The 11,081-nt window shown below is 34.8% G+C and carries 15 protein-coding genes; 2 read left to right on the forward strand and 13 right to left on the reverse strand.

All coding sequences use genetic code 11. The annotated features are described in order from the left end of the window. Positions 1 to 4 precede the first annotated feature (4 nt). The 8 genes from AC3WJF_RS14880 to AC3WJF_RS14915 form a co-directional block, all read right to left on the reverse strand. Positions 5 to 1,348 carry a TldD/PmbA family protein gene (locus tag AC3WJF_RS14880; protein WP_492453508.1) on the reverse strand — a complete coding sequence of 448 codons (1,344 nt, stop codon included), beginning with the start codon at positions 1,346 to 1,348 and terminating at the stop codon, positions 5 to 7. Positions 1,349 to 1,352: 4 nt separating this feature from the next. Then, positions 1,353 to 2,741, reverse strand: coding sequence for a TldD/PmbA family protein (locus AC3WJF_RS14885; RefSeq protein ID WP_492453510.1), 1,389 nt, complete (start codon positions 2,739 to 2,741; stop codon positions 1,353 to 1,355). A 201-nt stretch (positions 2,742 to 2,942) separates the two neighbouring features. Continuing rightward, positions 2,943 to 3,410 carry a flavin reductase family protein gene (locus tag AC3WJF_RS14890; protein ID WP_492453512.1) on the reverse strand — a complete coding sequence of 156 codons (468 nt, stop codon included), beginning with the start codon at positions 3,408 to 3,410 and terminating at the stop codon, positions 2,943 to 2,945. Between the two features lie 207 nt (positions 3,411 to 3,617). Continuing rightward, positions 3,618 to 4,004 (reverse strand): MaoC/PaaZ C-terminal domain-containing protein, encoded by a 387-nt coding sequence (locus tag AC3WJF_RS14895; RefSeq protein ID WP_492453514.1) that lies wholly within the window; start codon positions 4,002 to 4,004, stop codon positions 3,618 to 3,620. A 14-nt stretch (positions 4,005 to 4,018) separates the two neighbouring features. Further along, the gene (locus AC3WJF_RS14900) at positions 4,019 to 4,453 is read right to left on the reverse strand and encodes an FAS1-like dehydratase domain-containing protein (protein WP_492453516.1); all 435 of its coding nucleotides are present in this window, start codon (positions 4,451 to 4,453) and stop codon (positions 4,019 to 4,021) included. A 143-nt stretch (positions 4,454 to 4,596) separates the two neighbouring features. Next, a complete protein-coding gene (proC, locus tag AC3WJF_RS14905) occupies positions 4,597 to 5,433 on the reverse strand; it encodes a pyrroline-5-carboxylate reductase (protein WP_492453518.1) in 837 nt (278 codons plus the stop codon). Between the two features lie 303 nt (positions 5,434 to 5,736). After that, on the reverse strand, positions 5,737 to 6,213 hold the full coding sequence (locus AC3WJF_RS14910) for a glutathione peroxidase (RefSeq protein ID WP_492453520.1): 477 nt from the start codon (positions 6,211 to 6,213) through the stop codon (positions 5,737 to 5,739). 128 nt (positions 6,214 to 6,341) lie between these two features. Beyond that, positions 6,342 to 6,530, reverse strand: coding sequence for a hypothetical protein (locus AC3WJF_RS14915; protein WP_492453522.1), 189 nt, complete (start codon positions 6,528 to 6,530; stop codon positions 6,342 to 6,344). 166 nt (positions 6,531 to 6,696) lie between these two features. Here AC3WJF_RS14915 and AC3WJF_RS14920 point away from each other — a divergent pair, with 166 nt between their 5' ends. Next, positions 6,697 to 7,182, forward strand: a complete 486-nt coding sequence (locus AC3WJF_RS14920; protein ID WP_492453524.1) for an NUDIX hydrolase — start codon at positions 6,697 to 6,699, stop codon at positions 7,180 to 7,182. 235 nt (positions 7,183 to 7,417) lie between these two features. Here the strand turns inward: AC3WJF_RS14920 and AC3WJF_RS14925 are convergent, their stop codons facing one another. The 5 genes from AC3WJF_RS14925 to AC3WJF_RS14945 all read right to left on the reverse strand — a co-directional run bounded on the left by AC3WJF_RS14925 (position 7,418) and on the right by AC3WJF_RS14945 (position 10,619). After that, complete coding sequence (locus AC3WJF_RS14925) at positions 7,418 to 7,867, reverse strand: Dps family protein (RefSeq protein WP_492453526.1); 450 nt, start codon at positions 7,865 to 7,867, stop codon at positions 7,418 to 7,420. A gap of 319 nt (positions 7,868 to 8,186) precedes the next feature. Then, positions 8,187 to 8,324 carry a hypothetical protein gene (locus AC3WJF_RS14930; protein ID WP_492453528.1) on the reverse strand — a complete coding sequence of 46 codons (138 nt, stop codon included), beginning with the start codon at positions 8,322 to 8,324 and terminating at the stop codon, positions 8,187 to 8,189. 29 nt (positions 8,325 to 8,353) lie between these two features. Beyond that, entirely contained in the window at positions 8,354 to 9,100 is a 747-nt protein-coding gene (locus tag AC3WJF_RS14935; RefSeq protein ID WP_492453530.1) for an amino acid ABC transporter ATP-binding protein, read from the reverse strand. A 13-nt stretch (positions 9,101 to 9,113) separates the two neighbouring features. Further along, the gene (locus tag AC3WJF_RS14940) at positions 9,114 to 9,797 is read right to left on the reverse strand and encodes an amino acid ABC transporter permease (protein WP_492453532.1); all 684 of its coding nucleotides are present in this window, start codon (positions 9,795 to 9,797) and stop codon (positions 9,114 to 9,116) included. 15 nt (positions 9,798 to 9,812) lie between these two features. Next, complete coding sequence (locus tag AC3WJF_RS14945; RefSeq protein ID WP_492453534.1) at positions 9,813 to 10,619, reverse strand: amino acid ABC transporter substrate-binding protein; 807 nt, start codon at positions 10,617 to 10,619, stop codon at positions 9,813 to 9,815. A 178-nt stretch (positions 10,620 to 10,797) separates the two neighbouring features. On the opposite strand from AC3WJF_RS14945, the gene AC3WJF_RS14950 reads away from it, so the two are divergent. After that, positions 10,798 to 10,983, forward strand: a complete 186-nt coding sequence (locus AC3WJF_RS14950) for a hypothetical protein (protein WP_492453536.1) — start codon at positions 10,798 to 10,800, stop codon at positions 10,981 to 10,983. The last annotated feature ends 98 nt before the right edge of the window (positions 10,984 to 11,081 follow it).

The following is an 11,081-nucleotide window of genomic DNA, read 5'->3' on the forward strand; positions in this document are numbered from 1 at the left end:
TCGATTATTCTACTGTTACGGATAATGAGCTTATTCTTAAGGATGGAGAACCAACATGATAGAATGGGAATATTAAATCGGCTCCAACTTCTTCGATATTATTTAGTAATTCGAAGAAATTACCTGCAATCGTCATTAGATTCACTGGTGATTCTATCTTTCCGTCTTTCACATAAAAACCATTTGCTGCTACAGAGAAATCACCTGAAATTTGATTCGTTCCCGAATGTAAGCCAGATAATTCCGTAATCAGTACTCCTTCTTCCATAGTGCTCAATATTTCGTTAAAGCTTTTGGAGGATGGTTGAATATAAAAATTAGATGGTCCAACTGTTAAAGCTGACTTGTATGACTGCTTTGATGCATTACCCGTAGTAACAGTTTCATCTTTTTTGGCTGTCTTGTGATTATGCAGCAATGATTTCAATACCCCGTTTTCCACCACTTCTAATTTCTTTGACGCAACCCCTTCTCCATCAAATGTCCTGCTTGCCAATCCATGTTCTAATAAAGGATTGTCAATAATGGAAACGTTCGAATTTGCAATGTTTTCCCCTATTTTATCCTTAAGTAATGATTTCCCAGCTTGCGTATTTTCAGCTGAAAAAATAGGTGAAAAGGTATCCAGTAACTGAGCTGCAGCATCATTTCTTAGGAAAATTGGGTAGTCTTTGCTTTCAATTGACTTAGCCCCTAAAAATGATAAGGATTCTTCAGCCGCTTCTTTTGCAATTTGTTTCGGGTCAAGGGACGTGAAATCCTTTGCCGTGAAAAATTTATAAGCGGTTTTTGTTTCTTGACCTTCCTTAGCGATTGCATTGATCATAAAAAACAGATAATTTTGTTTGTCTTGTAACGTAAGTCCCTTGTTATTGGAAAGTGCTCGTGTAGTATGCACGCTTTTAAGACTACACATATCTGTCCCTGTTATTCGCGGATCATATTGTAATATTTCTTTTTCAATCTCTTTTATCAATTGAATTTTCTCAGAGATGGAGACTTTTTCTAGATCTCTTGAAAAGAAATTTCCTTCTTCATACGAATCACTTCCTGCAAAAATCTCTTCTGAATCATCATCCTCTATAACAAGAGCATTTTCTTTTGCTTGTGATAGTAAAAATGGAATGGAATCCTCCGCAAGTTTTTCAGCGTAAGCGTACCCCATTTTTCCGTTATACAATCCTCTGAAGGAAATACCGCCTTCTTCCGCAATTTCATATTCGTCAATTTCACCTTTATAGATTTGGCAGCCAAACACCTCACTATTTTCGAAATAAACCTCAACATCTGAAAACCCGACTTGCTTTGCGTCTTCAATAAGCTTTGCTTGAAAATCTTGTAGATTCATCCTATTACTCCCCCTTGCTTCCGCCAACTGTGATTTCACTTACTCTAACCATTGGCTGCCCAACATTAACAGGTATACTTCCGCTCGAAGCACCACACATTCCTGCTCCGTGTGCAAGCTGGTTACCGACCATGTCAACTAACTGCAATGTTTTTGGACCATTTCCAATAAGTGTTGCTCCTTTTAATGGTTTTCCAAGCTTTCCATTCTTGACTTCATATGCTTCCATGATGGCAAAATTATAATCCCCTGTTGCAGGGCTTACTTGACCGCCACCCATATATTTCGCGTATATACCATGTTCTGTATTCGCAATGATATCTTCTGGAGTAGATTTTCCAGGAGCAATAAATGTGTTGGTCATTCTGGAAGTTGGTGCAAAGCGGAATGATTCCCTTCTTCCTGAGCCTGTGGAATCCATCCCCATCCTTCTTGCATTAAATTTATCAATTAAATAGCCTTTTAGAATTCCATTTTCAATTAATATATTTTTCCTTGCTTGTTCCCCTTCGTCATCAATATTGATAGAACCCCATTCATTAGCAAGTGTTCCATCATCAATATAAGTAACGATATCAGAAGCAACTTTTTCTCCAATCCGGTTTGCGAAAACGGAGTTATCTTTGGCAACTGATGCTGCTTCTAGTCCATGTCCGCATGCCTCGTGAAAAATAACTCCACCAAATTCATTATCAATGATAACTGGGAATTTTCCACTTGGACAATAGTCTGCATCAAGCATAGTGACCGCAATTCTTGCTGCTTCACCAGCATAATGTTCAAGATTCAAATTTTCGAAGAACTCGAAACCTTGTGAGGAACCAGGACCGTAAAAGCCAGATTCCATTTTATTTCCGCGTGTGGCAATGGGTTGAATGGCAAGTCTTCCTCTTACTCGTTTGTCCCGGACAAATTTCCCCTCTGAATTGGCAATTAATACGTTTTGCTCTTCATCTAAATACCTTACTGTTACCTGTGAAATACTAGAATGATAGTTTTTAGCGATTTCATATGCCTTTCTCATAATATCCACTTTTTGAGATTTTTTTACTTCTAATGGGTATTGAATAATCGGGTTTACGATTGGATATGTTTCTTTCACTAAAGGATTTAGTGAAATATGTACATCGCTTTTAATAGCCTGAGCTGCATTTTTTGCTGCTTTAAGCATTCCGTCTCTGGAAAAGTCAGTAGTATAAGCGTATACACTCTGCAATCCTTTAAATACACGAATACCTACACCATAATCACGTCCGGATATGCTTTTTTCGATTCTTCCTGATTGTAAATGGATGGAATTTGTAAATCGATCTTCCGCAAACACTTCCGAAAAGTCTCCACCTGTTGCTAAAGCAGCGTTTAACACGTCTTGAACTAATGATTGACTAAGCATATATTACCTCCTGCAATTTTAGTCAAGGTTAAATATTCGATATATTTTAAACCTTTAAAATAATTATACATTATTCATATACAAAGTCCTCCTGTTTATGCTCTATTTCTTCTCCGTCTTTAGATGGAGGAACAAACATTCGGAAGTTTAAAGGTATTTATTATCTTCAAGCCATTTTTTGTCGGATAGAAAAAGGACACCTTAATGGATGTCCTTTAACTGCCGATAATTACCGCCAAAATATAATAGTGGATTCCCTTCTTGTATAGAAAGGTCGTTTACTTTTCCAATAAACAACATGTGATCGCCAGCCTTTACCATGTCTTGAACGTCACATGTGATAGTTGTTAAAGCATTTTGTAAAACGGGCTGACCATTTTGACGATCGAATTCTATGTTGTTTATTCGTGGTACTTGATCTGCAAATATCATGGAGGAATTGATTTGATCCTCTTTTAAAATACTAATCGCATATTTTTTCGTTTTCTGAATTATGTCATACATATTCGCTTGTTCATCTATGGAAACAACCACTAACATCGGATCAAGTGACACAGACATAAATGCATTAACGGTAATACCAAATACCTCATTATTCCATTCAGTAGTAACAACTGTAATTCCGGTTGCAAAATTCCCCATGGCATTACGAAAATCTCTAGAATCCATTTAAATACCTCTCTCCTTCAAAAAAACAGTGCTCATAAATAAAACTATACTCTTTGTTTAAAAACAATGTCAAAAATAATGTAGCACAACTAACTCTTGATAGGAGTTGGTTCCCTTAAAAGGTAGCGCCTCTGCCAAGCTTTTTCTACTTAATCCGAAAAAAAGAAAAAATGTTCACCGACCTTGATAGTGAACATCAATAAATTTTTATGGCTTTTTCACTTCGAATTGACCTTTTAATTTTACTTCCCCTAATTCATTTCTCACAAAAATCTTTCCATGTAACCGTATTTCTTCATTGACTGTTTTTTCCCCATCAATCATTCCTTCAATCGATAATTTTTCTCCAGGTTTGGTCATAGCGGAAAAACGCACCTTGAAATTTCTTATATATTGTCTTGGATACCACTTCGATAATGCCTCTCCTGCCATTCCCATTACTAGCATTCCATGGGCAATTACTCCACCCAAACCTGCCTTCTCTCCAATTGGAACAACTGTATGTATAGGGTTAAAATCTCCAGATGCGCCTGCATATCGTACAAGCTGTGTATGCGTAATTGGTTGTTTTTTAATCGTTTCTAACTGGTTCATTTCCTCACCTCTTCTTATTCATTTCTTTCTATAATGTTAGAACGGGAAATTAACACAACTTTGCCTTCGCATATAAATTGATTCTCTATCGTAATGAATTTCATTTTCCTTTTTTCAGAATGTGAAATAATCTTTGCGGAACAGTTAATCTGATCACCTGCACAAATATCTTCTATATACTCATATTCCTGTTCTCCATGCAGAACTCTTAATGGATTAAGCTCTAATTCTTGAATTAACGTCTCAAAATCTAACCCACTCCACATCTCAATCACAGTTGGAAAAGTTGGTGGAATCGGAATGTCGCGGAAACCTTGCTCTTTGGCAATACTAACATCATTATATAGAGGATTATCATCACCAATAGCCATCGCAAATTCTTTGATTTTTCCGCGTTCGACGGTAAATGCATTGACTTTGAAAGTAGTACCGGTTTTAACCATGTTCATATGTCCTCCTCTTGTAAAACTTAGTAAAAGTGTAAGACTTACGCATTTATTATAACACTTTTCACAAAATTGAAATATAGATACTAGCTTGGTGAAAAAGAGCAAAAAAAACAAGCCACTTTTTTAAAGTAACCTGCTTGTTTTCAGTATACTTCCAACGATTCTTTCGAAAAAGGTTCTCCCATTTCTTGTGATCTAGCAGAAGTTGCTTTAACTGCCTCTGTAATTGCTTTATTTCCCCCAAAAGCTTCAAGTGCTTCTAAACCTTTTGCAGTTGGGCCATTAGGAGCAGCAACGTTTTCAATAAGTTCAGCAAATGACTCTTCTTGTTCTATCACCATCTTTGCTGATCCTAATACAGTTTGTGCGATTATATAGCGTACCATGTTTTTTGGTAATCCTGCTTTTATAGAGATTTGTTCCATTTGTTCCATTAATGAATAAAAGTAGGCTGGTGCACTTCCAGCAATACCCGTAAAAATATCCATATGCTCTTCTTCGATTTCAAATACCTCACCGATACCTCTGAAAATTTCCATTGCTACAGAAACAGAATCCTTTAAGCAATATTTACCGGAGGATAATGCAGTTGCAGATTCACCGACTGTACTCGAAGTATTCGGCATGACTCGAATAATCTGTGGTTGTTTGCCAAGGAAATCCTCTAAAAACATTGTTGACACGCTAGTAACCACGGATATGATTAATTGATTTGCATTTATTTTATCTTTTATAGATTCTAATGCTTGTTTAATATTTTTCGGTTGCATCGCCAATACAACAATATCCATTTTTTCAATATCAAAATGATCTATATTAATATGGTAGTATTTTTGTAAATTTAACAGTCTATCTTTATTACGATGATTTTGAACATATATTTGATTAGCCGGGATGATCTGTCCATTTATTAAACCTGAAATAATGGATTCAGCCATTGGGCCTGCCCCTATAAAAGCAATTTTTTTCTTTATATTCATATAATATCCCTCTATCTATCTATTTTCATACAACGCAAACTATCATAACATTTCGTTACATATAGATAAATAGAAAAGATTTTCTAGAAATATAGAATTGTACCAATATACGTTCATGATACTATGATGTATTTAAGGAAATAATATTGTAGCTTTATTTTTCATTCAAAGATCATTTAATATGCATCTTACTTATTTTAATGAATAATCACTTTTTGCTTGGTTGCATTTCCTTTCCTTATGATAAATTCAATTAAGATTAAATGAGGTAACCAAGTTATCCAAGCTCCACCCCTTATCCTACTATAGAAGTTTTTCTATTTCATTTTCTAATTTATCCGGTGTAGTATTTGGAGCATATCTACCAACCACCTCTCCATAGCGATTAATAAAAAATTTTGTGAAGTTCCATTTAATATTTTTTGTTCCTAAAATACCTGAGGCATGGGATTTTAAATAATTATAAATTGGATGTGTATTTTGTCCATTTACTTCCACCTTTTCAAACATTGGAAATGTAACGTCATATTTCATAGAGCAAAATTCAGCAATTTCCACATTAGTTCCAGGATCTTGACTTCCAAATTGATTGCATGGGAAACCTAGGATTTCAAAACCTCTGTGTGAATATTTTTGGTATAATTCCTGTAATTGTTCAAACTGCTTTGTAAATCCACATTTACTAGCGGTATTCACAATTAATAAAACCTTACCTTTATAGTCAGACATATATACTTCTTCCCCGTTTATTAATCGTGCGGATTCTGAATAAATACTCATTCGTGCTTGCCTCCATTTTTTTCATAACTATTTTTAAAATTTCCCTTTATATAATTAAACAACACTGTTAATTTTCTTTTGTGGAATAAAAAAGCGGAGAAACCAAATAGGATTTCTCCGTTACGGTTCTAATCATCATACGGATAGGAAATATGATTTCCATATATTGTACCAGGAACATTCTCGTCTTCTAATGCTTGCAAATATTCATTTAATTCTATTTGAAGCTCTTCTGGTGCACCGGGCTTTAAATGCCAATTCCCTGGTTCATCAACAAAATATGGACTATCCATAAAAGCTGGTCTTATTCTTGTCATATTCTACACACCTTTCTATTATTCCTTTAATCGACTAATCCTCTACTTCAAATGTAAAAAGATTGCCACATCTTTCATGAAATCTATAAAGGAAATTGATATTTTATCCAAGAATAATAAATATAGCACATCATATATCATTCCATATTGAATGGAGGAACATACTATGGTTCATACTTATGTAAACTGGAATGGTCATCATATCAAATTAACTTGGCTACCTAACGAGTCTCCTAGTTATGAACTCGTAACTAGTGTTCACGGATATTGTTTTTTCAATGAAAAAATTATGTTAGTACGGATTGAAAATCGCGGCTTTAATATGCCTGGCGGACATATTGATTTACATGAAACACCAGAACAGGCTTTTCATCGTGAAGCATATGAAGAAGGTTATGTGAAAGGAAAGATACAATATCTTGGTGCATTAGAAGTGAATCATAAAGAAAATTCTCTGTTTGATCCAAAAGGAAAATACCCATTAGTTGGATACCAACTTTTCTATCGAATGGAAATTACAGATTGTTTGCCATTTTTACGTGAGAATGAATCCGTAGCACGTATTTGGGTGGAACCAGATCAAGTCCAATATATTATTGACGACCATCCACTATCTTTAGCTATTTTAGAAGCAGCGCTAAATTCAAGATAAACTTGGACTCTTTTTATCTAACCCTTTTCATATTTTAAAAAAACACCTAAAATGTAGAAAGAATACATAAAGGAGCAGTGAACATGAGTAATATCTGGATTCCTATTCTCAGTATAATGGTCGTCATTTATATAATCGTTGGAATAATGTTAATTCGTTTTATCAAGAAAAGTAAAAAAATTCAAAGATGAAAATAAAAACCGGAACTAGTCTTTGTTTAGTTCCGGTTTTAAACTTATTCATATGCAGTTAGTGCACCAAACATCCATAAATGTTTTTCAAATTTTGCTTGGAGTTCATTTAATAAGTCTACTGTTGGGGCGTCATTTACCTCTTCTGCAAGCTTCACCCCAGTGTTTTTCATTTCATCTACCATTTGCCGATAATCCTTCATTAATTGTGAAATGATTTCATTTTCCTTATCATCTGCAGAGGCTTCTACAAGTGTCGTTTCTTCTAAATATTTACTCATAGTTGCTAACGGTTTTCCACCTATCGATAAGATCCTTTCTGCAATCTCATCTAAATCGGGTGCCATTTCATTATATAAATCCTCAAATAATTGATGTAAAGAATAGAAATGCCTTCCTTGTACAAACCAGTGATATCGATGCAATTTTACATACATAATATTGAAATTAGATAATTCTTGATTCAAAAAATTTATTAGTTCTTGGTTGGACATAGCGTACCCTTACCTTTCAATAAGATTTATTCTTATCTTTTGAAAGATAAGAGGTTTTATACAAAGGAAAATATAAAATTTGTATAAAAATTAATTAAATCAGTTTTATCTTTGTCTAGCTCAGCGCCTATCGGCTAGCGGATTTCTACGTCAGCTCCCTACGATAAGTCAACATCGACTCGTCCCTCGCCGTGTTTCCTAAATCTTGCGTCGAAGACTACTCAGGTGAAATTGGGAGTACAAATTTCACTCGGTGAAATTACACTTCAAATTTCACTCATCCGTACGCTAGAGCTGCGGCGCTTCCACGTTTCTTATATTAATATTCAATTTCATCATAATCTTTTGGTTGTGGTAATGGTTCTTTCGGCATATGCTCTATCGTATTTTGATTAAGGGAATGATGTTCATTCAATTGTTTTGTTGAAGTTTCTTTTTCGGTTGACTTTTTCTTCATCCTTCATCACCTGTTCTACATTTAGTTTTTTATCTAATACTTACCTTATTTAAAAACTGCATGAGTCTTTGATTATTTGATTGTTCAAATACCTCGTGGGGAGTTCCCTTTTCCATTACTATACCTTGGTCCATAAATATCACTTGATCAGCGACATCCTGGGCAAATTTCATTTCATGTGTAACAATTACCATAGTCATTCCTTCACGTGCTAAATCCTTCATCACCTTTAATACTTCCCCTACAAGCTCTGGATCTAGAGCAGAAGTTGGTTCATCAAATAAAAGCACTTCCGGATCCATAGCCATCGCACGGGCAATGCCAATTCTTTGTTGTTGTCCACCGGAAAGCTGATGGGGATACATCTCTCCTCGATCCTTTAAACCTACTTTTTCTAACAAGGAAAGCGCTTTTTTGTTAGCTTCTTCTTTTGACCTTTTCAGAACAACTACTTGTCCTTCCATGATATTTTCCAATGCCGTTAAATGAGGAAATAAATTATAGCTTTGAAATACCATTCCGGTTTGCTTTCGAAATGTCATAATGTCACGTACTTTGTGTTTTGTGGACGGTGAAAACTCCATCGCCATGTTACCAAGTGTTATTTTGCCTTGATCTGGTATCTCTAATAAATTTAAACACCGAAGCAAAGTTGTTTTCCCGGAACCTGAAGGACCGATAATAACGGCAGTTTTTCCTTTTTCAAGTGTTAAATCAATTCCTTTTAAAACTTCAAGGTCATCAAACTTCTTGAAGAGTTTTTCAATCGTAATCATGATGGCTCCTCCATTATTTTGCTATGCTACGATTATAACGTTTTTCAAGTGTGGTTTGGACATAAGATAACACAGTGCTAAAAATTAAATAAATTAATGCCACTTCTATATATAACCACAATGGTTCATACGTTGCCGCCGCAATTTCTTGCCCCTTTTGAAACATCTCAGTTACCGTAATTGTTGCAGCTAAGGATGTATCCTTCACTAAGCTAATAAAAGTATTTCCTAATGGAGGAACTGAAACACGCATAGCTTGGGGCAATATTATCCTTTTCATCGCTTGTGATTTTGCCATCCCAATCGAAAATGCTGCCTCCCACTGTCCTTTATTAATCGATAAAATGGAAGCTCTAAAAATTTCAGAAGCATACGCTCCAACGTTCAGAGTAAATCCGATTACAGCAGCTGGAAAGGGATTTAAAGTAATCCCAATACTCGGAAATCCATAAAATAAAATGAATAATTGTACAATTAAAGGTGTTCCTCGGAAAATCCAAACGTAAAAACGTGCAATAACGTCGAAAATTTTAATATCAGATATCCTTGCTAGCGCGGTTAAAAACGCTAATAATAAACCTAATGCAAATGTAATTAATGTTAATGGAATCGTAAAATATAAACCTGCTTTTAATATAGGAAAAAAGGCATCACGAAGGATCCCTATTATATGTTCTGAACGATCACTTGTAAACATAGTTTCTCCAATCCTTTACTTCGATACGTCAGTCCCAAACCATTTTTTTGAAATATTTAAATAAGTGCCATCTTTTTTCATATCTGCAAGAGCCTTATTTATACCATCTACTAAGTCTTTATTACCTTTCCGGAATAAAAAGGCATTACTTGTGGCTTGCTTTTCCTCGTATACTACCTTTACAGGTATATCAGGTCGATGCTTTTTTAAATCAAGATAGGAAAGGCTGTCATTTATAGTGGCGTCAATCCGTTTCGATGTAATGAGATCAATAGCTTGATTAAACCCATCTACAACTGTATTCGTTGCCCCATGATCTTCCGCTATCTTCCGATAATTGCTATCTAATGATTGACCTACTTTTTTGCTTTTTAAATCATTCAAAGATTTGATATTGTTGTTGTCCTTTCGAACGATTAAGACAGCCTTTGAAACAATATATGGATCAGACATATCGTATTTCTTTAGACGATCTGGTCTTACAGCCACCTCATTGGCTACCATGTCATATCTCTTTGCATCCAAACCCGCTATCATTCCATCCCATTTTGTTTCGATGTATTTTGGTTTTATTTTTAGTCTATTACACACTTCATTTGCAATATCAATATCGAACCCTGTCAGCTTTCCGCTACTATCATGATACGTGAAAGGAGAATATGTACCTTCCGTTCCAATGGTTATAATGCCTTTTTTTGTGATATTTTGATATAGTGTATTCTTTCCGTCTTTATCACTCCCAGTATTTCTACTTTTCGTACTACAAGCTGATAGTGTCACAATTAAAAACGAGGATAGGATAATAAGAATAGTTTTTTTCATGGATATTCCTCCATTTTGTTTCAATCTGCATTTTGAATTAGGATGTAAATTATCTTTATTATCATTTCCTCTGTTTTGTATTGTATTCAATTGTATTTCTGGTGCCATTACCCTTTTGTGCGGAATTTCTTCACCAACGGAAGGTTTGTACATATATTGTTTTAAGGAGGTGGAGAAGATGAATCTTCAGTATTTCTATGCAATACTATGCGGATTTGCTTTAATCATCCTTCCAACATTAGTATCAACATCAATCATACCTGCAGCATTAGCAACTGTATTAATAGTAATTGGAGTAATAATTGTAATTCTTTTCTCTGTAGTTTTAATTGTAAAAGCATTAATAGCTCTTTTTGGAAAGTGAATTAGATAATAATGGTAACTAACAATTTAGTTCAAAAATAAATTAGAGGAAATATGAAAAGGAGCCATTTCTTATGGCTCCTTTTCATAGATTAATAA

Source organism: Heyndrickxia sp. FW510-T9, assembly GCF_058781025.1.

Excerpts from the sequence above, each read along its gene's own strand:
- AC3WJF_RS14880 (WP_492453508.1), bottom strand. The coding sequence starts at position 1,348 with ATGAATCTACAAGATTTTCAAGCAAAGCTTATTGAAGACGCAAAGCAA.
- AC3WJF_RS14885 (WP_492453510.1), bottom strand. The coding sequence starts at position 2,741 with ATGCTTAGTCAATCATTAGTTCAAGACGTGTTAAACGCTGCTTTAGCA.
- AC3WJF_RS14890 (WP_492453512.1), bottom strand. The coding sequence starts at position 3,410 with ATGGATTCTAGAGATTTTCGTAATGCCATGGGGAATTTTGCAACCGGA.
- AC3WJF_RS14895 (WP_492453514.1), bottom strand. The coding sequence starts at position 4,004 with ATGAACCAGTTAGAAACGATTAAAAAACAACCAATTACGCATACACAG.
- AC3WJF_RS14900 (WP_492453516.1), bottom strand. The coding sequence starts at position 4,453 with ATGAACATGGTTAAAACCGGTACTACTTTCAAAGTCAATGCATTTACC.
- proC (WP_492453518.1), bottom strand. The coding sequence starts at position 5,433 with ATGAATATAAAGAAAAAAATTGCTTTTATAGGGGCAGGCCCAATGGCT.
- AC3WJF_RS14910 (WP_492453520.1), bottom strand. The coding sequence starts at position 6,213 with ATGAGTATTTATTCAGAATCCGCACGATTAATAAACGGGGAAGAAGTA.
- AC3WJF_RS14915 (WP_492453522.1), bottom strand. The coding sequence starts at position 6,530 with ATGACAAGAATAAGACCAGCTTTTATGGATAGTCCATATTTTGTTGAT.
- AC3WJF_RS14920 (WP_492453524.1), top strand. The coding sequence starts at position 6,697 with ATGGTTCATACTTATGTAAACTGGAATGGTCATCATATCAAATTAACT.
- AC3WJF_RS14925 (WP_492453526.1), bottom strand. The coding sequence starts at position 7,867 with ATGTCCAACCAAGAACTAATAAATTTTTTGAATCAAGAATTATCTAAT.
- AC3WJF_RS14930 (WP_492453528.1), bottom strand. The coding sequence starts at position 8,324 with ATGAAGAAAAAGTCAACCGAAAAAGAAACTTCAACAAAACAATTGAAT.
- AC3WJF_RS14935 (WP_492453530.1), bottom strand. The coding sequence starts at position 9,100 with ATGATTACGATTGAAAAACTCTTCAAGAAGTTTGATGACCTTGAAGTT.
- AC3WJF_RS14940 (WP_492453532.1), bottom strand. The coding sequence starts at position 9,797 with ATGTTTACAAGTGATCGTTCAGAACATATAATAGGGATCCTTCGTGAT.
- AC3WJF_RS14945 (WP_492453534.1), bottom strand. The coding sequence starts at position 10,619 with ATGAAAAAAACTATTCTTATTATCCTATCCTCGTTTTTAATTGTGACA.
- AC3WJF_RS14950 (WP_492453536.1), top strand. The coding sequence starts at position 10,798 with ATGAATCTTCAGTATTTCTATGCAATACTATGCGGATTTGCTTTAATC.